26 protein-coding genes are annotated in these 20,226 nt (G+C 44.5%); 11 read left to right on the top strand and 15 right to left on the bottom strand.

What is annotated here, in order from left to right:
• Positions 1–171: 171 nt before the first annotated feature.
• Complete coding sequence (gene xseB / locus QT992_RS25290; protein WP_333314432.1) at positions 172–399, bottom strand: exodeoxyribonuclease VII small subunit; 228 nt, start codon at positions 397–399, stop codon at positions 172–174.
• Complete coding sequence (xseA, locus tag QT992_RS25295) at positions 396–1,565, bottom strand: exodeoxyribonuclease VII large subunit (RefSeq protein ID WP_333314430.1); 1,170 nt, start codon at positions 1,563–1,565, stop codon at positions 396–398. Before xseA ends, xseB begins: the two co-directional genes overlap by 4 nt.
• Positions 1,566–1,801: 236 nt before the next feature.
• Here xseA and QT992_RS25300 point away from each other — a divergent pair, with 236 nt between their 5' ends.
• The gene (locus QT992_RS25300) at positions 1,802–2,587 is read left to right on the top strand and encodes a hypothetical protein (protein ID WP_333378011.1); all 786 of its coding nucleotides are present in this window, start codon (positions 1,802–1,804) and stop codon (positions 2,585–2,587) included.
• A 116-nt stretch (positions 2,588–2,703) separates the two neighbouring features.
• On the opposite strand, the gene gmk is transcribed toward QT992_RS25300, so the two are convergent.
• The 4 genes from gmk to QT992_RS25320 form a co-directional block, all read right to left on the bottom strand.
• Positions 2,704–3,258: a guanylate kinase gene (gene gmk, locus QT992_RS25305; RefSeq protein ID WP_333378014.1), complete on the bottom strand. Its 555-nt coding sequence runs from the start codon at positions 3,256–3,258 to the stop codon at positions 2,704–2,706.
• Positions 3,259–3,337: 79 nt separating this feature from the next.
• Complete coding sequence (gene remA / locus QT992_RS25310) at positions 3,338–3,604, bottom strand: extracellular matrix/biofilm regulator RemA (protein ID WP_236503792.1); 267 nt, start codon at positions 3,602–3,604, stop codon at positions 3,338–3,340.
• A gap of 994 nt (positions 3,605–4,598) precedes the next feature.
• On the bottom strand, positions 4,599–6,701 hold the full coding sequence (locus QT992_RS25315) for a M3 family metallopeptidase (protein WP_333341152.1): 2,103 nt from the start codon (positions 6,699–6,701) through the stop codon (positions 4,599–4,601).
• Positions 6,702–6,915: 214 nt separating this feature from the next.
• Entirely contained in the window at positions 6,916–7,752 is an 837-nt protein-coding gene (locus tag QT992_RS25320; protein WP_333314426.1) for a hypothetical protein, read from the bottom strand.
• A gap of 449 nt (positions 7,753–8,201) precedes the next feature.
• Here QT992_RS25320 and QT992_RS25325 point away from each other — a divergent pair, with 449 nt between their 5' ends.
• Positions 8,202–8,336, top strand: a complete 135-nt coding sequence (locus QT992_RS25325; protein WP_333309027.1) for a hypothetical protein — start codon at positions 8,202–8,204, stop codon at positions 8,334–8,336.
• A gap of 211 nt (positions 8,337–8,547) precedes the next feature.
• Here QT992_RS25325 and QT992_RS25330 read toward each other — a convergent pair whose 3' ends face one another.
• Both QT992_RS25330 and QT992_RS25335 read right to left on the bottom strand, forming a co-directional pair.
• Positions 8,548–8,982 carry a hypothetical protein gene (locus tag QT992_RS25330; protein ID WP_333314425.1) on the bottom strand — a complete coding sequence of 145 codons (435 nt, stop codon included), beginning with the start codon at positions 8,980–8,982 and terminating at the stop codon, positions 8,548–8,550.
• Complete coding sequence (locus QT992_RS25335; protein WP_333314423.1) at positions 8,963–9,439, bottom strand: type II toxin-antitoxin system antitoxin SocA domain-containing protein; 477 nt, start codon at positions 9,437–9,439, stop codon at positions 8,963–8,965. Before QT992_RS25335 ends, QT992_RS25330 begins: the two co-directional genes overlap by 20 nt.
• Positions 9,440–9,520: 81 nt before the next feature.
• On the opposite strand from QT992_RS25335, the gene QT992_RS25340 reads away from it, so the two are divergent.
• Both QT992_RS25340 and QT992_RS25345 read left to right on the top strand, forming a co-directional pair.
• Positions 9,521–9,934 carry a hypothetical protein gene (locus tag QT992_RS25340; protein ID WP_333314422.1) on the top strand — a complete coding sequence of 138 codons (414 nt, stop codon included), beginning with the start codon at positions 9,521–9,523 and terminating at the stop codon, positions 9,932–9,934.
• Entirely contained in the window at positions 9,931–10,257 is a 327-nt protein-coding gene (locus QT992_RS25345) for a hypothetical protein (protein WP_333314421.1), read from the top strand. Before QT992_RS25340 ends, QT992_RS25345 begins: the two co-directional genes overlap by 4 nt.
• 5 nt (positions 10,258–10,262) lie before the next feature.
• Here the strand turns inward: QT992_RS25345 and QT992_RS25350 are convergent, their stop codons facing one another.
• Positions 10,263–11,681: an NB-ARC domain-containing protein gene (locus QT992_RS25350; protein WP_333314419.1), complete on the bottom strand. Its 1,419-nt coding sequence runs from the start codon at positions 11,679–11,681 to the stop codon at positions 10,263–10,265.
• Positions 11,682–11,958: 277 nt separating this feature from the next.
• Here QT992_RS25350 and QT992_RS25355 point away from each other — a divergent pair, with 277 nt between their 5' ends.
• Positions 11,959–13,617 carry an N-6 DNA methylase gene (locus QT992_RS25355; protein WP_333314418.1) on the top strand — a complete coding sequence of 553 codons (1,659 nt, stop codon included), beginning with the start codon at positions 11,959–11,961 and terminating at the stop codon, positions 13,615–13,617.
• Entirely contained in the window at positions 13,614–14,300 is a 687-nt protein-coding gene (locus QT992_RS25360) for a hypothetical protein (protein ID WP_194011529.1), read from the top strand. Before QT992_RS25355 ends, QT992_RS25360 begins: the two co-directional genes overlap by 4 nt.
• Before the next feature lie 163 nt (positions 14,301–14,463).
• Here QT992_RS25360 and QT992_RS25365 read toward each other — a convergent pair whose 3' ends face one another.
• The 4 genes from QT992_RS25365 to QT992_RS25380 form a co-directional block, all read right to left on the bottom strand.
• Complete coding sequence (locus QT992_RS25365) at positions 14,464–14,652, bottom strand: hypothetical protein (RefSeq protein WP_333314416.1); 189 nt, start codon at positions 14,650–14,652, stop codon at positions 14,464–14,466.
• Positions 14,653–14,664: 12 nt separating this feature from the next.
• Positions 14,665–14,823, bottom strand: a complete 159-nt coding sequence (locus QT992_RS25370; RefSeq protein ID WP_333314415.1) for a type II toxin-antitoxin system VapC family toxin — start codon at positions 14,821–14,823, stop codon at positions 14,665–14,667.
• Positions 14,823–15,086 (bottom strand): hypothetical protein, encoded by a 264-nt coding sequence (locus QT992_RS25375; RefSeq protein WP_333314414.1) that lies wholly within the window; start codon positions 15,084–15,086, stop codon positions 14,823–14,825. Before QT992_RS25375 ends, QT992_RS25370 begins: the two co-directional genes overlap by 1 nt.
• 71 nt (positions 15,087–15,157) lie before the next feature.
• Positions 15,158–15,316, bottom strand: coding sequence for a hypothetical protein (locus QT992_RS25380; protein WP_333314412.1), 159 nt, complete (start codon positions 15,314–15,316; stop codon positions 15,158–15,160).
• Between the two features lie 39 nt (positions 15,317–15,355).
• Between QT992_RS25380 and QT992_RS25385 the strand changes: the two genes are divergently transcribed.
• From QT992_RS25385 to QT992_RS25405, 5 genes are all read left to right on the top strand, one after another.
• The gene (locus QT992_RS25385; protein ID WP_194011533.1) at positions 15,356–15,622 is read left to right on the top strand and encodes a prevent-host-death family protein; all 267 of its coding nucleotides are present in this window, start codon (positions 15,356–15,358) and stop codon (positions 15,620–15,622) included.
• 122 nt (positions 15,623–15,744) lie between these two features.
• A complete protein-coding gene (locus tag QT992_RS25390) occupies positions 15,745–16,020 on the top strand; it encodes a BrnT family toxin (RefSeq protein WP_194011534.1) in 276 nt (91 codons plus the stop codon).
• Positions 16,004–16,216, top strand: a complete 213-nt coding sequence (locus QT992_RS25395; protein ID WP_106147613.1) for a hypothetical protein — start codon at positions 16,004–16,006, stop codon at positions 16,214–16,216. Before QT992_RS25390 ends, QT992_RS25395 begins: the two co-directional genes overlap by 17 nt.
• 213 nt (positions 16,217–16,429) lie before the next feature.
• A complete protein-coding gene (locus QT992_RS25400) occupies positions 16,430–16,786 on the top strand; it encodes a hypothetical protein (RefSeq protein WP_333341159.1) in 357 nt (118 codons plus the stop codon).
• 171 nt (positions 16,787–16,957) lie between these two features.
• Positions 16,958–17,227, top strand: coding sequence for a hypothetical protein (locus tag QT992_RS25405; protein WP_333341161.1), 270 nt, complete (start codon positions 16,958–16,960; stop codon positions 17,225–17,227).
• A gap of 21 nt (positions 17,228–17,248) precedes the next feature.
• Here QT992_RS25405 and QT992_RS25410 read toward each other — a convergent pair whose 3' ends face one another.
• Both QT992_RS25410 and QT992_RS25415 read right to left on the bottom strand, forming a co-directional pair.
• Entirely contained in the window at positions 17,249–17,542 is a 294-nt protein-coding gene (locus tag QT992_RS25410) for a TIGR03792 family protein (RefSeq protein ID WP_333341163.1), read from the bottom strand.
• Between the two features lie 26 nt (positions 17,543–17,568).
• Positions 17,569–19,779 (bottom strand): PAS domain S-box protein, encoded by a 2,211-nt coding sequence (locus QT992_RS25415; RefSeq protein ID WP_333341166.1) that lies wholly within the window; start codon positions 19,777–19,779, stop codon positions 17,569–17,571.
• Positions 19,780–20,226: the final 447 nt, after the last annotated feature.

Genomic DNA, 20,226 nt, shown 5'->3' on the forward strand with positions numbered 1-20,226 from the left:
CGAAAACTGCGGAGTCTTTTGGGTTTGAGCTAGTTGCTAAAACTCCGCAGTTAGATTGAGTTTCTTAGGAGGACTTTCGCTATGAGACAGGGAATTAATTCCCTGTCGGACTTTCGGTTTCACCTGCTATTTCACCTACATTTATCCGCGTTAATCCCCGTTCACCTGCGCTTAAAAATCTGGTTCTGCCGCCAAAAGCTCGATCGACAAATCCATCTGTTCCTTCCCCCGCGCCAAAAAGCTTTCGCACTCCTGCAAACACTCCACAGCCACCCCAAACTGCTCGAAAACCTCCTCTAGAGGCAACTCTCCCGATTCCACCCGATCGATAATCGCTTCAATTCGATCGACCGTTTCCTCATAATTCCAGTCAGACTGGCGCAACTGCGAATCAATCATAACTTGTCTTCCGCATCCAATACTTCTACAATCTTAACTTTCAGCCGGCCCCGACTCAACCTCACAGTCAATTCCTCTCCCAATTCCAAACCGTCAGTTGTGCGGACGATCGTACCGTCACTTTGGATTACCGCCGCATAACCCCTTTGCAATACCGCCGCCGGATTCAGGGCGGATAACTTTTCTTGCAATACTTCCAGTTTACCAGTTGCTTGCCGCAAAGTTCGGGATGTCGCAGGCAAACGTTTTAATCGATTTTGTAACAGTTGCAAATGCTCTTCTTCTGTCTGAAATCTTGCCCGCACAGCGTTTGCTAAATTGACCATTCGCTGCTTGTGTTCAAAGTAAAGATCTGCTAAAATTGGTACAGCTTGAGCGGCCGCTGCAGTCGGAGTGTGGGCTCGTTTATCGGCTACTAAATCGGCGAGAGATTCGTCTCTTTCGTGCCCGATGCCTGTAATAATTGGAATCGCACAATTCGCGATCGCCCTGACAACTCTCTCATCATTAAAACAAGCCAAACTATCCGCAGAACCGCCGCCACGGGCTAAAATTATCACCTCAGCCCTACCGTCCCATTCTACACGGGCGATCGCCCTGACAATTTCCGCAACAGCCGATTCTCCCTCCACCTTTGTGTGCGACAGCAACACCCGCAAACCCGGATATCTTTGGGCTAGAGTCCGCTGAATGTCTCCCCAAGCAGCGCTGCTATCGGAAGCTACAACGGCGACAATTTGCGGGTGTGCCGGAATCGGGCGCTTTCTGGCGGGATCGAAGAAACCCTCAGCATCCAAGCGCGATCGCAATTGCTGCAACCGCAAAGCCTGCAATCCTTCCCCAGCCGGTAGCGATTGCACAACAGTCAACTGGTACTCACCACGCTTGTTGTAAACCCGGATGCTTCCCAAAACGAGCAACTGTTCCCCTTTTACTGGGATTTGCACCAATTTTTGCCCCTGATTGTTCCAAGCCACGCAGCGAATCGCAGCACTTTTGTCAGGATCGGACAGAGTAAAATAGCAGGCTGTCGGGTATGGCGAAACGTTAGTCACCTCGCCTGTCAGCCAAACCGATCGCAAATAGCGATCGCCCTGCAACAAGTCTTGCAGGTATGATGTTAGTCCGGCAACAGATAAAGCTGTATCGGGAAGAATTGAAGTCATCCAATTTTAGATTTTAGATTTTAGATTTTAGATTTAGGCTACTATCAATACTTCGGACAGTGTGTGATTGCCAACCGTAAAATAAGGGTTTCAGGGCGATTATGCAATCTCCTTCATAACGGAAAATCAAGGGTTTCCGATTAGGATATCAAAATAGTCCGGACTATTGTAGTATATCTAAGGTAATTTATTTGTAGGCTGAACGGGCGATCGTAATTTTAACTGCAAACAAACTAATGATATCAGATACAATGACTTCGATGAATGTGCTGCGCCAAGAGGCTGCGGCGATCGGCATTACTGAGGAAGAAGCCAGAAAATATGGCGACCTCCGACATAAAAGAACTTGGTCTTTGGCGATCGAACATCACCTCTCAATGCAAGATTTTGCCGATCGCATAGAACAATCCTTCACAACTTCCGAACCCGATTCCTCCAGCGCACTCAACCACTCTCAGACTGAAGAGTCGAAAGACTATGGTATTCAGCTAACTGCGAACCTAGGCGAATCTAGAATAACCAGGGAGAACCAAACAGCCTCTCTTGCTTCGCCACAACAGGAAGCAGTAGCAATCGGGCGATCGCACGGTAATTCCGACCACCGCAGCGACCAAAACCGAGGTTTTAAACAAGTAGTTCAAAATCATATTAAAGCATTAACAATTGCAGCCGCCTCCCGCACAAATCTGCTCCATTCACAACTGGGCAATTGGGTTTGTCCTGAGTGTCGGCCGGAGGGCGAATTGGATTGTTACCTTTGCGCCGGAGAAGGCAATGTAGGGGACATTGCAGCTATTGGCTGGACGCTAGCTTATATGGAAATGTTGGGCTGTTCTGCTCGCGAAATTGAACCATTGAGAAAAATTTCGCCTTCATTGAATATTCTGGAATTGAATTTAAAAGTTTGTGTTGCTATCAAACAAAGTAGCGAAGTTTTAGCCAGAACGGAGAAATGGGTAAGATTGAAGGAACAAGGAATGCACGACACTGATTTTGACACGGATACACGGATTAATTCTTAATGGTGATTCAGAAGTGAGAAGAAAAAACAACTATCAGTGTATCCGTGACTTCCGTGTCGTGCTGTTGGGCATTAGTCTCAATAAAACTTCAAAATTCACTCATCCCCACCTAAAAATTACTCCAAATTAAGTATTGATTCTAGCTTTTTCAAAGCAACTTCCAAATCGTCATTAACAACTTGGAAATCGAATTCCCCCGCAGCTTCAATTTCCTCTTTAGCCCGCAGCAACCGACGGGCGATCGCACTTTCGGAATCTTGACCCCGACTCCGCAGCCGCCGCTCCAATTCTTCCCAAGAAGGAGGTAAAATAAAAATTCGCAGCGCCTCTGGAAACTTATTTCTAATTTGCCTAGCCCCTTCGAGCTCAATTTCGAGCAATACCCATTTTCCCTCACCAATTCCTTGCTTGAGACCAAAATAAGGAGTACCGTAAAAATTACCGGCAAACTCGGCCCATTCCGCCAACTCTCCAGCCTCAACCATTTGTTCAAAGCGGCTGCGGCTGACAAAATAGTAGTGCTGTCCCTCAATTTCTCCCTCACGGGGCGATCGAGTTGTCACCGATACCGAAAGATATAATTCGGAATGGCGATTGAGGAGCGATCGTACTAAGGTGCCTTTCCCCACACCGCTAGGCCCCGTCAGAACAATTAATTTACCAGATTTCATTTTTAGAATAGATAACCTGTAACAATTCAAGTTTTCGCTTACTTTAGACTGTAAGCGCTCAAATTGCAACTGACAAACCTCAATCATCCCGACTTTGACCGTCTTTGCTCACCACAAAACGATTAGCAACCGTTTCCGGCTGAATCGCCGAGAGGATGACGTGACTCGAATCTGTAATAATTACCGCTCTCGTGCGGCGCCCGTAAGTAGCGTCAACCAGTTGTCCCCGCTCCCGCGCATCAGTAATAATCCGCTTAATTGGCGCTGACTCTGGACTGACAATGGCAATCACTCGATTAGCAGACACAATGTTACCAAAACCGATATTAATTAATTGAATATCCATGAAAATCTTAATCTATGGGTGAACGACTAACTATCAATCCTTACTTTTTATCATATAATATACAACGATTTTTTCTGATAATCCTCAAATTAATCTCAACTAAGTTTTTTAGTTTCTACCTAAAATTTTTACCCTTTTGACACCCAGTACGCCGTTCTTTATCAAAAATTCAAAAAAGACTCGCTGTTGTAGCTCTATCTTAAAGATTTGGTAAAAGCGTCGATTTTTAGTTGCAAATAAAAGCATTAGCTGTATCGAGAAAAGAGTCCGTCAATGTTGCGAAATATAAAGTTAATTTCAGGGAGAGGGAAAGTTAAGTATAATCAGTGATCAATGACAACAAATATTCACAAATGCTAGTTTGATGAGCATTAAACCTAAACTAAAAGCTGCTGGCGATCCTCTTCGAGGGCTTCGCTAACGCACTTTTTGCCCGATTTTCCACAAAAATATTGGGGATGATGTGCCAAACTACAGATGTTTATTGCATGATTTTCTACAATAAAATTGGTTTGTAGTGAGGACTTTAGTCCTATTAATACCAATAAAAAAGTGTTGCTAGAATTCTCAATTTTATAACTATTATGAAATTTTGTCGAGTCCCGCGCCGGACACGGCATTGCCGTTTCCCTACAGATGATAGCAGGATTATAGCTAGCAAGAATGGGGGGAATTAGTATAAAAATCTGAACCTTTTAGTTTTTACTACAAACATTTTGAATTCAGCACAAGTTAGGCAAAAAGTGGTTTGACGCATGATATGAATTCCGGTTGAATTGGAATGATTAAACCGCAGAGGACACAGAGAACACAGAGGAAGAGAACAGAGAGATATAATTACGATGCTACCGGATTTGATATGAATTATAGCGGTAAGACTTCATCCACACCGCACCCTACACATACAGGATATGCCTAAATCTTGTTCAACAAAAAACTGGGATTAATGCCGATAAATTCACCCGCATTAATCCCCACTAATTGCACACTTAAATTAAGCGGCAACTAAACCGCTGTGCCTCAACAAAGCTTTAGTGCTCGGTTCGCGTCCCCGGAAAGTTTTAAACACTTTCATCGGGTGCAAACTGCCGCCCAATCCTAACACTGTATCTCGGAAGCGCTTACCTGTAGAGGCGATCGCACTTTCATCTTCCAAACCCGCTTCCTCAAACGCCGCAAAAGCATCAGCGCTGAGCACTTCCGCCCATTTATAACTGTAATACCCCGCCGCATAGCCACCCGCAAAAATGTGTCCGAAAGCGCACAAAAATGCGTCTTCTTCCAGAGGAGGCAAAACTGTCGTAGTTTTAGCGATGCGGTTGCGGACATCGGCCACAGTTTCGCTGCCACCCGATCGATAGCGGTGGTGCAATTCGATGTCAACGCTGCTAAAATGTACTTGCCTGAGCATGACGGTGCCGCTCATGTAGTGGCGCGCTGCTAGCAGTTTTTGGTAATAGTGTTCCGGCAAAGTTTCCCCGGTTTCGTAATGCTTTGCCATCCCGAACAAAGTCGCGCGGTCGTAACACCAATTTTCCATAAATTGACTGGGCAATTCCACCGCATCCCACTCAACATTATTGATGCCCGAAGCCCCCGGATAGTCTACCGTTGTCAGCATATGCTGCAAACCGTGACCGAATTCGTGAAACAAAGTTTCGACTTCCAAGAAAGTCATTAAACTCGGTTTGCCGTCAACCGGAGGACTTTGGTTGCACACCAAATAAGCCACCGGCAACCGCGTGGTTGTTTTTCCCGCTTCGACAAATTTAGCGCGCACCACGCACTCGTCCATCCAAGCACCGCCGCGCTTTTCTTCGGGGCGGCTGTAGGGGTCTAAATAGAAATTGGCGATCGTATTTCCTGCTTCATCATCTATTTGGAAATAGCGCACATCTTTGTGCCACACAGGAGTTTGACCGTCCGCCGCAGTTACTGTCACGCCGAACAGCCGCTTTACTAATCCAAATAACCCCTCTAATACCTGTGGCAAAGCAAAATAAGGCCGCAATTCTTCGGCACTAAAAGCAAACTTTTCTTCCCTGCGCCGTTCCGACCAAAAACCTACATCCCAGTGCTTCAAATCCCCAGCTTCCGGCGCGCCTTTTTCGGCAGCAAAAGCTTTCAAATCTTCTAAATCTTTGACAGCAGCACTGTAACTAGCTAAGCGCAATTCTTCTAACAAAGCTTCCACTGCTGTAACGTCGGGAGCCATTTTGCTCGCCAGACTCAATTCGGCATAACTGCTAAACCCCAGCAAAGCAGCTTTTTCCTGGCGCAAAGCTAAAATGCGATCGGTTAACGGCCAGTTATTCAATTCTCCGCTACTTGCTCTGCCGATAAAAGCTTTGTACAACTTTTCGCGCAACTCGCGGCGGGTGCTGTGCTGCATGAAAGGGCCGTAACTCGGAAAGTCTAAAGTAATCCGCCAAGGGCCGTTTTCGGCATCCGCATTTTCTTCGCCGGCGCTGCGAGCGGCTTGAGCTGCTAAACTCAACAAACTCGGCGGCAAACCGTCAATTTCGTCTTTGTTTGTGAGGGTGATGCTGAATGCTTTGGTAGCGTCGAGGACGTGATTGGAAAATTGGGTAGTAATTTCGGCCAATTCTAATTGAATGGCATTAAAACGCTCTTTTTGCTCGCCTTCTAAACCGACGCCGGAGAGTTGGGCGTCTCGGAGAGCGGCTTCGACAATTCGCTTTTGAGCTGACTCTAAGCTGTCCCAATTTTCACTAGCCCGCAGCGCTTTAAAAGCTTCATAAAGCGGTTTGCTTTGACTGAGCTTGCTCCAAAATTTTACTACTTCCGGCTGCACTGTTTCGTGAGCCGATCGCAGTTCCGGGCTATTTTTCACCCCCATCAAATGTCCGACAATGCTCCAGCTCCAATTTAAACGCTCTCCGAGTCGCTGCAATGGTTCTACTAAGCCGCTCCAAGTCGGTTCTACAGACGATTCTAAGTCAGCTAGCGAGGCTTCTAGTTCGGTCAGCAGTTGGGTAACAGCGGGGACTACGTGTTCGGGTTCGATCGCGTCAAATGGGGGCAATCCTTGACCGATTAGTAACGGGTTATCAGCAATAGTTACGGTTGCAGTCATTTAATTTTCTTGTAACAGGTTGAAAACAGTTGAACTAGACAGATTAGCTTTTAATCTTTTAACACAGTTGTCGAAAAAGTAGGACTCGATCGGGCGAGAGTCACAGAGTGTCTGAGTGTCCGATGGAAAAAGTATTCCTTCTGACTGATGACTGTTGACTAATGACTGATGACTAATGACTGCTGACTAAGGACTAATGACTGATGACTAATGACTACTGACGGTTCTCTGGTGTGTGCTGCAACTCCTTGACAACCGAGATTAAGCGCTTGAGGTGAGGTTTGACAACTTCTTGCTGCTCGTGTTCCAAACGGTGGATTTGAGCTTGGACAATCGACAAATCTGCCGTCGATTGGTGTGCGGGAGCTTGCAGTTGGCTTTGCAAATTGGCCATGACTTTTTGGATTTCCAAAAATCTAGTATTTACTACTTCCCAGTCATCTCGGCTGATAGAAGTTTCTGCCAAGCCTTGCGTCGCACTTTGCAGTTGCTCTATAGCCTGTTCCACAGCTTGGAGATTCGCCCGTTGGCCAACCGATAAATCTTGCACTTGTTCGCTCACCTGCTGGCGGACATCGAGCACAGCAGACGCCACGATTTCTTGCAAAGAAGCTACCGACTCTCCTAAACTCAGCAACTGCCGCTGGATGTCTATTGACTCCTCAAAGCCATCAGCCCTAGGCAGTGCAGCCATTTGCTGGCGCAGCGCTGCAATATCTGCAGACAACTGCCTGCGTAATTTAACAATTACCGTCACCGCCGTTTTTTCGACTTTATTGACAGACTTTTGGACTTGGGCCATTTCCGAATTTTGATGCACCCGCACTTGCTGCTCGAACCGATACCGGTTAGCAACATTCAGCGACAAAGCCAAAGTTAGGGGAGCAACCCCGTAAAAAGCTTGACCCGACACTGCCACCGCCAGGGAACCCACACCAGAGGCCGCCAGAGAGGCGTACTCTGCCATCTCCAGCCAGTGCCTTTGAGGAAAACTTGGTCTCAAGTGGTTTGCAACAGAGGGTTTTGGCTTCCGCACGGCTCTTTGGGTCATAGTATTTGCTCGTTGTGGGTAAGGTTGCGAGACTGGGTGGAGCATCGATTTCTATCCTTTTTTCAGTTATATGTTTTAGATTATTTCTTGGCACTCTTCTATTTTTACCTTTGTGAGTAAGTTAAGGATGACTGCCATATTATTATGTATTTGGGAGCCTGTGGCGATCGCGCCCAATTCCGGCTGTTAAAAGGTTCGCCCCAACGCGCCCTCTATTTTACAGGAGTTAGGGCCATCGGGTTCGGGCGATCGACAATAGCTGTCCGGGCTAACCGAAAAATGCCTAAGACTATTTTAGATTTTAGATTTTAGATTAAAAGTTAAAAAAATGCGACCTACTCAGGGCGATCGTCGTTTGGAGGTTGTCGGGAGTTGCCTTTTTGTTCGCCCATTGGTATAATCTACTCTTTCTCAATTCCTCCTCTCAAATTTACTGCAAAAATTGACCAATGAACTCAGAAAAACCCGGAATTGGCGATCGGCTAAAGTCTATTTTCAGTATCGGCATCTTTATCATTCTCGTACTAGGAGTAGGCTTTTTAAGCGTTAATTTTATTTCAGCTCTCTATGCAAAACTTTCTTAAAATTAGGACTTAGCACGGGCACCCAGAAACCGGGTTTTTTGCGAGAATATTTTGTCGCAGCCACAGATTCGATGAAAAACCCGGTTTCTTTGGCTTTGATGCGTAAGTCCTGAAAATGACTGATGAGTAACGCTCTTTTTTTAGATTTCAAACTTCGCCGAAGTTGTCGGGAATCTGGAATATTGTGTTTTTTTCAAAATTTATCATAATTTCAACTATAAAGATTGTGGTCTGGATCTAGCCAGACAATATAAAAAACATTTTCACTAAAAAAGCCATGCACCCTGCCGTATTCATTAGCAGATATTTGAAACTGGTAGGGGATATTGATTAGGATATCTTCATTGGGAATCCCAAAGCCATTAGGTTCAGTAGTATTTTTCCAAACTATGCCATGACAGCGCAGGCTTTTACTTTGATTATTGATAATTTCTAGAGCGTTCAATTGTGACAAATCGCGCAGCCTTCTCAGTAAAGATGCTAGATACTTAGCATCTCTACCGCCAATTGAAAACTTATCTTTGTCATCCTGATAATACCTGAAAGAAAAACTAACTCCTTCCGGTATTTTTACATCGAGACGATTGATGCTAGATAAAGATTCCTGGCGGCGTATATCTGCTTTCTTAATTTTCTTCGATGACACGGGTTTTGTAAAATTCTCTCATTAATTCCTTGGTAATAATAGCACGAGAAGGTTCATCTTTTGGCAAATTCCCTCTAGCCTTAATCCAAGGGTCTTCACGGCGCACCATCAATTCTAACTCATAAGCGTCCAGGAAGAAATACTCGTCGGATAACTCGTCTAAAAACTCTTGTACTTCTTCGGGAAATTCGGGTTTTTCGACTTCTTTCAGAATGGGCTTCCAGTCAAATTGTTCTTTGTATTCATAAAATAAAGCCGGGATAGTCGGCCCGTGCACCCAAGCTTCAAAATCTTCATCAAAAAGCGGTGTATCTTCAAAGGCTAAATACCATGCTTGGGCGTAGTACAATAGTTTTTGTAGCTTGTGGTTGCTGAGATAGGAGCCTACATCATTCGCAAACCAGATGTAGTAATCAGCGAGTTTTGAGGCTGTTGTGACTGTAGTTATTGTGGTCATATAACTCGACTCAATAAGTTTGGTATTCTATGATAGCACAGACTGTTAACAGTTAACTATTATAGGTTATAATATGTTTGTTTGCAGTTAACTTTTTTTCAGGCAAGGTTAAAGTTGATTTTTGATGAAGGTAGGCAATTAGAGATTGTGCAGGCAATTGAGCGGGTGAGAGACGGAATTTTCTGGAAACCAGGAAAAGCAATGTCTCATTTACTCAAAAGGATTAATTTAGGTCATTTAGGGCCGGATGCGACCCTTGAAGAATATAATGGAGTTATCAGTTTAATTGTCAGGGATGCTGATGCTAAAGTTTATGTGTATGTCTACGGAGAAACGTTTTATCCGACAGTTACCAGCAGTGTAAATAACACAATAGGGCTGGTAATGATGGGCTTGGATGGAGTTTTAGAAACGGCTTTTCCTCCAAAGGAACCGGAAAGCTACCTGGCTAATTCAATGTTTATTTATGTAGGTTTAGTTAAGGATTTGTTATGAATACTTTGGTAAAGAACTATTGTGTAATGGTTGAATTTCCTGATGTGAGTGGGGCTGAACATTTAGAAATGTTGCAACTTAGAGATGAGTTGGCAAAAGTAGAATCTCAACTGAGTGAGGAAGAGAAAGGTTTATTAGCAAATGCCGATCGACGGTTAGTTGAACAAGCAAATGAGTTTTATGAGGAGTTGTCGAGATTTGTGGATTTAATGCAGAAGCGCAAATTAGAGGAGATTACACCTCAGCGTTGGTGGTGGTATTTGGATGTTTTGGCATTGTTGCCGAATTTGAGGAAACAAGAGTTGACAAGCGGTGTTGTTTGAAATGTTTATTCACTGTCGATGTTTGTTAAGTGCGATCGTCTAGTTTTGATATACTGCTTCAGTACAGGTGACAAAGTGTAAAGACTTGCTTCTTTTTCAATCAAGCAGCGCCGCGATAGAGATTGCAAGGCGTTTAACAAATCGGATGATGATATTTGTGCATTTTGTAGCAAGTTGGCGAAGTTGACTGGCTGGTTTTCTGTCGCCAACAATGACATGACTTGTTTTTCGAGTTCGGAAGTGCGATCGTACTGCTGCTGTAAAACATCTTTCAAATCTTCGGGTAACAATATGGTATCATCTATTAATACCTCACTCGCACCGATTCCCAACTCTTGAATCAAAGTCGCCACGCTTTTTAACCATAACGGGTTGCCTTGGTAGCGGTGAATGAGTGCTTCGCAGTTATCGCTTTCTACTAATCCTTTATCTCTGAGAATTTCTCGTGCGGCCGCGGTGTCTAAACCAGTGAGTTGTAAAGTACGAATGGGAGTATTTTCACTTGTGAGTTGAGGAACTTCTTTCGGTGGTTCCCAACCGACTAGCAGAAAGCAACTTTGATGGGATAATTTTTCTATTTGTTTGAATAGGGAGCGATATTCTTCGTAGTGTGGTTTATACTTTCCTGCCAATTCGCCGCTACAGAAAAGGTTGTGAACGTCATCCAAGACTACTAAACAGCGATGGTTTTGTAAATACTTAATCAGCGGTAAGCGTTTGTGGTTTGTTGGGGATGAATCAGGGTTTTCTGACTGGGAAAAAAGCTGTGTTAGGTTAGATTGAAATTTATCGATGGTGGGGAATTCGTCTAGGGTGCACCAAACTGCGTACTCAAACTCGTCTTTTATTTGTTGTACGAGTTGTACTGCTAGGGATGTTTTGCCGATGCCGCTGATACCAGTGAGGGTGATGAGGCGGCAGTTTTGTTGTAGAATCCAGGTTGTGAGGGTGTTAAGAGAGGGGGTGCGATCGAAGAAATTACCCAACTCCGGCATTTCGCTTAAATCTTGATGTAGAGTTTTAGTTTGTTTTGAATTAGATGTTTCCTGATTTGGTGGGTTGGAGTTTGGGGTATTTGGCGGGTGTCTTCCTTCTCCATAAGAATTAACGCAACAACTTATTTGTACGCAGTCTTGTTGTAGTGCAAAATTTTTGGAAAATATGGATATTTGCAATCTCTCCATTGCCGAGCGTAAATTTGATTTACTAACATCTTCCCCCAACTCTGCTGAAAGTATCTGCCATAATTGCGAACCAGCTTGCCTAACATAACTCTCGTTAAAGTGAATATCCTCGGCAATTTTGGTATATTTATCACCTTGCATGGTTCCTCGCAGAATGGCCTCTTGTAAGTTATCGAGGTGCTGACCAGTTTTGGCAAATACCATCTCGTCAGCCATTTGTAACACTTCCTTAAGATTCATGCAATATCGTGGATGTTGTGATTTTCCGTATTATACCTAACATTTTCCAACATTTTCTGGCATATTCTAACATTTTTTACATGGGGCGAGTTGGAGTAGCTAACAACATTGCCAACAAAATCCAGCATTTTTGGCTAGACAAAGCTTTGATTCCCAAGGAAAATAGGAGAAGTATTAAAGCGTAAATTGAGATATTTAACGCTTGCAGTTTTATACCTTGTAACAGTGTGTGAGAGCGCAGTTGCGTTCTCATTAATAGTTAGCTTGTTAACAGTGCATGGCTCCAAAACAAAATCGAAGATCGGAAAATCGTTGTCGTTATTATGTTCGGCGTGAAGCTGAACGTCGTGGTTGGGATCTGCGTCACGTTAGTAGCGGAGGAGATGTTTTAGAGGAGCAAGAAATCGAGGCTTATTTCCATAATATTGGTCTTCAAGGCGAACGCCCGGACTTTCTTTTCTGTTTGGTAAGTGATCCCACGATTATTATCGAGGCAAAAAACGAAGCAGGTAAACTAAAACAAGCACAAAAGGAAGCAGAGGATTACGCTGAAAAAATCAATGCAACAGGTAAATACAGTATCAAAGTAGCGGTTGGTGCTGCGGGAGAAGAAGATAAAGGGTTTGAGATAAGTGTTTCTTTTTTGACTCATCAGGGATGGATTTCTCTCACTTCACATGGCTTCGCCCTAACTACTTTTCCAACCAAAGCAGAAATTGAAATTGCGCTGAAAACAGATAATGGCTCAACAAAAGTTAGTGTACCATCACAAGCTGAGTTTGTTGATGCAGCAATTGAAACAAGTCGTATTCTACGCACTGCGAAAATAGAAGCTCCACTTCGTCCTAAAGTGATTGGTGCTTTAGTTTTGGCAATGTACCAGGGACAAATTGATACAACTCCTACTAATGCGTTATCATCAGTTAATACACTAGCTGAAAGTGCTATTAAGGGCGCACACAAATTACCAGATCAAAATAAACAACGACTCAAAGATGCTCTTCGTTTATCAGGGGCAGATTTTAATCGCCTTTCTCCTTATATTGGTCGAGTGGTCAATACACTAAAACGCCTCAATGTTCGCTCAGTCATACAAACGGATGCTGATTTTTTGGGAATGTTCTATGAAGCATTTTTGCGTTATGGCTATGATAACAATGCCCTGGGAATTGTTTTCACACCACGACATATTACGCGGATGTGTGCCGAATTAGTTGGAGTTAGTGTACGAGATCGGATTATTGATATTGCTGCGGGTACAGGCGGTTTTCTCGTTGCTGCATTTGATGCCATGATGCAACAAGCTCGTAGTGCTGCAGAAATTGAGAAGGTCAAAGATTCAATTATTGGTTTTGATACTAATCCGACTGTTTGGGCGCTTTCGATGCTCAATATGTTCTTTCGAGGAGATGGTAAAAGTCATATTTATAACGAAAGCTGCTTTGACGAAAATATATTCTCGATTGTAAATCATAGATGCACTAGAGCGTTTCTAAACCCGCCGTTTTCCCAAGACGAGGAGCCGGAGTATCTATTTGTTGACCGAGCAATGGATGCACTAGAACCAGGTGGATTATTGACTGTAGTTGTATATGCTGGAATTTTCGCCGATATGGATCACAACGCATGGCGACAACGTTTTCTGCTCAAACATAAACTCCTCGCCATGATTAGCCTTCCTGAAGACTTATTTTACCCGACTGCTGCACCAACCTCGATCATGGTTGCTGAAGCTCATGTACCTCTTGCCTCAACTGACAAAATATTCATGGCGCGAATTTGGAATGATGGATATGAAAAGCTTAAGGGTAAGCGTGTGGAACGAGCAGGCAATCAGATTGATGAGATTGTCAACCAATTTCATGTTTTTATGAAAGGTCAAACGGTGATTTCTGAATTAGTCACAGTCGTAGAAGGATGTGACATTCTCCCATGAGCAATATCGAGTGGAGTCCACAACAATGGCTACCTCAACCTAAACTCTCAGAACGCGAATTTGAACGTTTACGAAGTGAAGCTATGCGCGGCATCTTTGAAGCGGTGACTTTGATGCCCGACTTGGCTGATGTTGTTCTTGAAGATTTTGGGGTTGCAGATGAAGAGGATGACGGTAATGAATTACCTTATGGAACTCATGGAACACTTTCCAAATACTTCGACATTAAGAATGGACGCTCGATAGGTGAAAAAAATTACATTGAAGGCGCGATTCCCTATATAAGTAGTGGTGACTCGACCAACAGCATTATCAGCTTGATTGATCCTGTTCCAGAGGAGGTGTTTGAGCAAGGCGGCATCACGATTACTGCTTTTGGCAAAGCAGCGTTACAGCCCTGGTCATTTATGGCAAGGGGCAACGGTGGCAGTTCAGTTCGGGTTTTGTTGCCCAAGTACAAGATGAGCCTCAACGATTTGCTCTGGTTTGTGGTGCAGATTAACAGGCAAAGATGGCGTTTTTTCTATGCTCGGATGGCAATTAAGGGGCGTATCGCCAATCTAGAAGTCAGTGCCCCTCCCAAAGCTTTAGTAGACACTGGAAAAACCTTGTTTGAGCGAGTTAGAGTCTTTCGTGAACAGCTTGAAGACCTTGTACACCTCAAGACCAAGCTTCCAGTTTAGATCAACGTGGAAGCGCGATCGCCCGAACACGCATCAAGACCGATCGCCCTTTGTTGTTTCTGATAACCGATCGCATAATAATCATCGCCCCGTCTCTGGCATTTCTCCACCAACAGCTACCAACCCCACACCGCAGCGAGTTGCCGCTTCCGCCAAGCGATTATCAAGAGTTGCGATCGGCAATTCCAATCGTAGTGCTAACTCTCTCATAAGCTGCATCATAAGCAGCTAAACGTTCTTGTCTTCCTAATACTATAGTTGAGGAGAGTGCGCTGCTATCCGTAGCTTCGTCCACCTGAATTAAAAGTGATTGTAACAAAGTAATAGCTATCTCAGATTGCTCGGTTGTCATGCGGTTGCGTCGCTAGGCAACCAGGAGAGTATTAGCAACTTCTAGCGACCAAATGCCTGGTACAAATGCTTCGCAATCTGGCATCATCGCGAGTATAGCATTGGCATAATCGTTCTCTTCATCGACGAAGCACCAACTAATAGCTACAGAACAATCCAATACAAACTGCATTAAAACCTGCGCCCTTCTTCAATCATGGAACGGATTGAGCTTTTATCCAAGGCAATTTCTTGCCGCAGTTGTACCATTCTCGCAATTGCTGCTTGAATTGATTTTTTAGTAGTCAGTTTTCCCCAAGCGTTATACTTCGGTTGAATTTCCTCTGATGGTATACTCTGTACAACTACTACCACTTCAACAGAAGTATCTTTAAACTCAGTGGGCATTTGGAGAAGCAATATGCCATCGCTTCCAATATGCGAGATCAGTTTCATTGTTTCCATGTCAGACTCCAGAAACTTTGAGCAATTCTAGTTTACCTTAAAACTGTTCACCAAAGCAAATACTAAACAGTGCAATGCTTGCATAGATAGCGATCGCCCTTTCTTCTTTCTGATGAGCGATCGCCTAAAATGAAAGTGCGATCGCCCCTAACACCAAATACCCAACACTGCGATGATTGTACGGAGTGCGATCGCCCATCAAAACTCATAGCGATCGACACTCGTTATACTCAAAGTATCAATCCTCGTGAGATGCCGCGATGACCATCAAAGAACTCCTCATCCAAGAAATAGATAGCACCCCTGACGAACTGCTTGCGGATCTTCTCAGTTTGGTACGATCGCTAAAATCCACTCCCAACCCCCAACTTAATACCTACGAACAACTGCTAGAACGAATCGACTACCTCGAAGCTATCATCGGCATTCGCAAAGGACTCGAAAGCTTCGATCGAGGTGAAGGAATCCCAGTCGAGAAAGCCATGACAGCGCTACAGCAGCAGTTCAACATTCCTCAGAGTCTATGAGTTCCTAGAAGTCAGTCACATAGACATTTTTGATTTTCGCCATTTGGCCCTAAATAGTAAAATACAGCAGTAAGCTAGGCAATTGCCAACCTCCCTCTTCTGCTTGAGAGTAGAATATATCTATGAAGTTTCAGTGGGACTCAAACAAAGCGATTAGTAATGCCAAAAAGCATGGTGTGTCTTTTGAAGAAGCTGTCACTGTCTTCGGAGATCCACTGGCTATTACAATTTCTGACCCTAACCACTCTGTAGGTGAGTTCCGTCTTTTAACTATCGGTCAGTCAAATTTACAGCGCCTTTTTGTTGTGTCCCATACAGAACGAGAAGGTGAAGTGCGTTTAATCAGCGCCCGTTTAGCCACCCGACAAGAGAGAAAAAGCTATGAGTCAGGAACCTGAAGTAACAATTAATGACGAGATGAGACCTGAATACGATTTTTCAGGTGGTGTCCGTGGCAAATACTATGAAGCCTATATGAAATCAAGTAATGTTGTGATTCTCGATCCAGATGTAGCAGAAATATTTCGAGACTCAGCTTCTGTCAATGAAGCGTTGCGATTGCTGGCAAAAATTGCCAAGTCTGTCACTGTCTAGGTAGCGCATAGAGCACAACAAATCAGATCCGAAAGTTTCCAGGTTATCTGTGGTTGCATAGGTGGAAAGCAAGGGGTGGTGCGATCGCCTCTAACAGCAAATACCAAACACTGCAATGATTGTACCAATAACGATCGCCCTTCACACCAAATACCAAATCGATGTCTGCGGTACAATAAAAGTAAACTCATAATTAATCTTTCAAAAATTAACATGATCAACCTAGAGTTACCGCAGTCCGAACCCTTCACCAACCTCAAGGTGACGCTGCTGCTAGAATCACTCACATCCGGGGAAGTTGCGGCATCTGTCAGAGAGTTTCCTGACTGCCAAGTGAAAGCAGAAACACGAGAAGCGGCGATCGCACAAATTCAAGCTACCTTTTTAGAACGGCTCAAAAATATTGAAGCGATTTCATGGAACGTGCCGATTCAGGCTTCAGAACCAACCTGGATGAAATTTGCAGGTGTCTTTAAAGACGATTCCGATTTTGTGGCAATTATGGAATCAATTCGCGCCGAACGAACCTCAGATGATGAGTCAGAAGTCGATCCTTCCTATTACCTGTAGAGGTGGCTTTTTGTGTCTCGATTTATTCTGGATACGGATTGCATTTCACTGATTCTCTAAAATCATCCCCATGTCACCGCTAACGCGAAAAAGCATCAGGTTGCTGTCACTATTGTCACAGTTCAAGAACTCTTCAATGGCTGGGTTGGCAGGATTAACGATCCGTCCCTGGTGCATAACTTACCGGGACTATATTCTAAACTTTGGACAACTGTAAAATATCTCCAAACTATTGAGGTACTGGACTTTACACCGGAAGCTGATACTTGTCTCAAGAAACTGTTAAAGGATCACCCGCCCCTGCGGAAAAATCGCCTGCAAAAAGATATGCGGATTGCAGCCATTGCTTTATCCGTCGGTGCTACGGTGATCACTCGCAACCAACGAGACTTTTGTCAAGTTCCTGGACTTTTGATCGAAGATTGGACGCTTGATTCCTAACTCCTAACTAAGGACTACTAACTAATGCAAAAACTTGCGAACTTGATATTCGCGACTTTCGGAGATCGCAATTTGCAAATCGCCCATTTTGCCATCCAGCTCATCTATGGTGCTTTGCGACACCGACTTCCACAACTCTCTAGTTTGCCAGCGAATCAGTATCACCACCTCATTTTGTACCGGATCTACCCAAGTTTCCTTGCCCAAAAAACCGGGTAAACTTCTCAATCCTGCCGTCCAAACTTCTTCATCTCGCTGAATAAATGCCTCCCACTTTTCGGGAGGTACTTGAAATTTTAGCCACTCGATTACCATATTATTTGCCTGTTATAAATCGCTCATTAATCGTTGCCGATCGCAATTTTAATTATCAACTCAGTTCCCTCTCCCGGACGCGAAACACAGTGCAACTTACCGCCGTGCTTTTCTACTACTAAATGCTGGGATATTGCTAGACCCAAACCTGTGCTCGTATCTGGACATTTAGTGGTAAACAAAGGGTCAAAGATGCAGTCGAGGACTTCTTCAGTCATGCCAGGGCCGTTGTCACTAATGGCGATCGCAACTTCGTTTTCCCCTACCACGGAGGTCCGAATCCGAATTTCGGGATTGAATATTTCCGAGCTCGACGGGGCTGAAGACAAGTAAGACTGATTTTGAATTTTACCATAATTTTCGGCATTTCTCCCCCCTTCTTCCAAAGCGTCGATCGCATTTGTCAACAAGTGCATGAACACTTGGTTTAAGTGCCCCGGATAGCAGTGAACTCGCGGCAAATCTCCGTACTCTTTAACTAGAGAAATCCCCGGCCGTCCCCCTTTAGCTTGCAGGCGATTTTGCAATATCAGCAAAGTGCTGTCCAAACCTTCGTGGATATCAGCCGGCTTCATTTGGGCTTCGTCGGTACGCGAGAACAAGCGGAGCGATCGCACGACATCGCGAATCCTTTCGGAACCGACTTTCATTGAATTTAGCAGTTTTGGCAAGTCTTTTTTGATGAAGTCTAAGTCTAATTCTTCTATCAAATCTTGAATTTCCGGCACGGGATGGGGATAATACTTTTGGTAAAGGTCGATCGTTCGCAGCAGTTCTTGAATGTAGCCCGTGGCGTGGCTGACATTGCCGGAAATAAAACTAACTGGATTGTTAATTTCGTGCGCTATTCCTGCTACCAACTGCCCCAGAGATGACATTTTTTCTGTTTGAATCAGTTGAGTTTGAGTTTGCTGCAAAATCAACAGCGTCTGCTCTAATTTAGCCGCTTGTTGTCGCAGGCGTTCTTCTGATTCTTGCAAAGCTAAAAGAGACTGTTTGCTGTCTGTAATATCCAATCCCACAAATACCGCCGCCGTATTGTTATGGTATTTTTGAGCCACTATTAGATAAGTTTTATTTTCTCCTCTGATGCTCGCTGTTACTTCTTGAGATGTCTTCTTTTTATGGTTGGCAAAGAAATCGTATACTAAATCGTTAAATGTGGGACTTGTATCTAAAAAACCTACTTTTTGACCGATAAATAGTTCGGACGGCATTTTATAAGCGCTAGCTAAATGTCGGTTTACTCCCAAGTAGCGCAAATCGGAACTTACCCAAGAAACTAATCCGGGCACGGCGTCTAAAACGGCTTGAAGTTGCTCTTTTGCCTGTACGAGCGCTGATTCTGCTGCGAGGCGAGCGGAAATGTCGCGGGCGATCGCGCAGCGGTATTCGCAGCCGCCGTATACTAAATAATTGACTTTAACTTCGACGGAAAAACTGGCGCCCTCTTTGGTTTTGTAACTGGTTTCAAAAGTGAGGTTGGTTTGCTGCTTGAGTTGAGCCCAGTGTTCTCGCCAATCCGATGCTGGCAACTGCGAATCGATGTCGCTAACCCTCATGTTTAGCAGTTCCGATTCCGAGTAGCCGAAAAGATGGCAAGCGGCTTTGTTCGCGTAGCAAATTTGACCGTCGGAGGTACTAAAAAAGATTGTATCAGCAGCATTTTCGAGGGCAATTTGAGTTAGTTGTGGTATTGTTTCTAACTGCTTGCTTTTGACCTCGGACTGAAATTTATTATAGCAATTTGTTTGACCGGGAGCCTCACCTATCTTAGATGCAAACAAAATCAAACCGCCGATCGCACCTTCGCTATTTGTCCAAGGCTGAAATACCCATCTTACCGACTCGCTGACAGAGCCGCTTGCGCTTTTTCCTGATACAGATGCGAGCGATCGCCCTGCCACAAACTCGCTGTATTCCAAAACTCCCGTCAAACAAGCCTGGGCATTTTGCTCCCAATATTCCGGGAGATTCGGGAACAGTTCCCAATGGGATCGACCGATCGCCTCGCCGTCGCCCAACCCCCAATCTGTTTCCCAGCGACGAGAAACCGACAGATAGCGCATTTCACAATCTACCATTGCCACGGCCTCGGCGGAGCGCTCCACAAACCGCCGAAATCGCTCTTTACTCTCGGACACGGCTGCCTCTGCGGGTTGTTGGGCCATCGGGAAAGTCCCGTCAACGTACCTTCCCAGTCCCTGACTTTTTTGCTGAACTGGCTTAGTTTGCACGGTTTGGGATTTCCTCCATAGCTGTCAAGTTTGAAAAATTCTGTTTTAGACCAAAAATGCTGTTTTCCCCTGATTTGCTCTCTCGGACGATACCCTTAGAGGGTGTCACCCATCATTGATATCATTTTTGATGGGGATATGTCTATAGGCATTAGTGTCAATTTAAGACCAAATCTAGTGCCCGGTTGCTGTTTGACGATTAGGCATATATCGCGCCGGCGCCGCCGGAATAGTCGGAGGGGACTGGAGTGCTCTGTTGTCTCCCGCGACTATTCCGGGGCGCAAGAGGGCAGCGAGACTAGGCAAAAAACGATAGAGACAAAGGGTTTTAGGCGATTGTTGACACCAATGGTCTATAGGTACTCAAGAAAGTTTCCCCCAAACTTTGATATTTAGAGGATTTCCTGATGATTGTTCGGTATTTTAGACAAGTTCCCAAAAGAATGC

It is taken from the genome of Microcoleus sp. T3_D1 (genome assembly GCF_036700405.1).
In the GTDB taxonomy this organism is placed as follows: domain Bacteria; phylum Cyanobacteriota; class Cyanobacteriia; order Cyanobacteriales; family Microcoleaceae; genus Microcoleus.

Excerpts from the sequence above, each read along its gene's own strand:
- xseB (WP_333314432.1), bottom strand. The coding sequence starts at position 399 with ATGATTGATTCGCAGTTGCGCCAGTCTGACTGGAATTATGAGGAAACG.
- xseA (WP_333314430.1), bottom strand. The coding sequence starts at position 1,565 with ATGACTTCAATTCTTCCCGATACAGCTTTATCTGTTGCCGGACTAACA.
- QT992_RS25300 (WP_333378011.1), top strand. The coding sequence starts at position 1,802 with ATGATATCAGATACAATGACTTCGATGAATGTGCTGCGCCAAGAGGCT.
- gmk (WP_333378014.1), bottom strand. The coding sequence starts at position 3,258 with ATGAAATCTGGTAAATTAATTGTTCTGACGGGGCCTAGCGGTGTGGGG.
- remA (WP_236503792.1), bottom strand. The coding sequence starts at position 3,604 with ATGGATATTCAATTAATTAATATCGGTTTTGGTAACATTGTGTCTGCT.
- QT992_RS25315 (WP_333341152.1), bottom strand. The coding sequence starts at position 6,701 with ATGACTGCAACCGTAACTATTGCTGATAACCCGTTACTAATCGGTCAA.
- QT992_RS25320 (WP_333314426.1), bottom strand. The coding sequence starts at position 7,752 with ATGACCCAAAGAGCCGTGCGGAAGCCAAAACCCTCTGTTGCAAACCAC.
- QT992_RS25325 (WP_333309027.1), top strand. The coding sequence starts at position 8,202 with ATGAACTCAGAAAAACCCGGAATTGGCGATCGGCTAAAGTCTATTTTC.
- QT992_RS25335 (WP_333314423.1), bottom strand. The coding sequence starts at position 9,439 with ATGACCACAATAACTACAGTCACAACAGCCTCAAAACTCGCTGATTAC.
- QT992_RS25345 (WP_333314421.1), top strand. The coding sequence starts at position 9,931 with ATGAATACTTTGGTAAAGAACTATTGTGTAATGGTTGAATTTCCTGAT.
- QT992_RS25350 (WP_333314419.1), bottom strand. The coding sequence starts at position 11,681 with ATGAATCTTAAGGAAGTGTTACAAATGGCTGACGAGATGGTATTTGCC.
- QT992_RS25355 (WP_333314418.1), top strand. The coding sequence starts at position 11,959 with ATGGCTCCAAAACAAAATCGAAGATCGGAAAATCGTTGTCGTTATTAT.
- QT992_RS25360 (WP_194011529.1), top strand. The coding sequence starts at position 13,614 with ATGAGCAATATCGAGTGGAGTCCACAACAATGGCTACCTCAACCTAAA.
- QT992_RS25365 (WP_333314416.1), bottom strand. The coding sequence starts at position 14,652 with ATGACAACCGAGCAATCTGAGATAGCTATTACTTTGTTACAATCACTT.
- QT992_RS25370 (WP_333314415.1), bottom strand. The coding sequence starts at position 14,823 with ATGCAGTTTGTATTGGATTGTTCTGTAGCTATTAGTTGGTGCTTCGTC.
- QT992_RS25375 (WP_333314414.1), bottom strand. The coding sequence starts at position 15,086 with ATGAAACTGATCTCGCATATTGGAAGCGATGGCATATTGCTTCTCCAA.
- QT992_RS25385 (WP_194011533.1), top strand. The coding sequence starts at position 15,356 with ATGACCATCAAAGAACTCCTCATCCAAGAAATAGATAGCACCCCTGAC.
- QT992_RS25390 (WP_194011534.1), top strand. The coding sequence starts at position 15,745 with ATGAAGTTTCAGTGGGACTCAAACAAAGCGATTAGTAATGCCAAAAAG.
- QT992_RS25395 (WP_106147613.1), top strand. The coding sequence starts at position 16,004 with ATGAGTCAGGAACCTGAAGTAACAATTAATGACGAGATGAGACCTGAA.
- QT992_RS25400 (WP_333341159.1), top strand. The coding sequence starts at position 16,430 with ATGATCAACCTAGAGTTACCGCAGTCCGAACCCTTCACCAACCTCAAG.
- QT992_RS25410 (WP_333341163.1), bottom strand. The coding sequence starts at position 17,542 with ATGGTAATCGAGTGGCTAAAATTTCAAGTACCTCCCGAAAAGTGGGAG.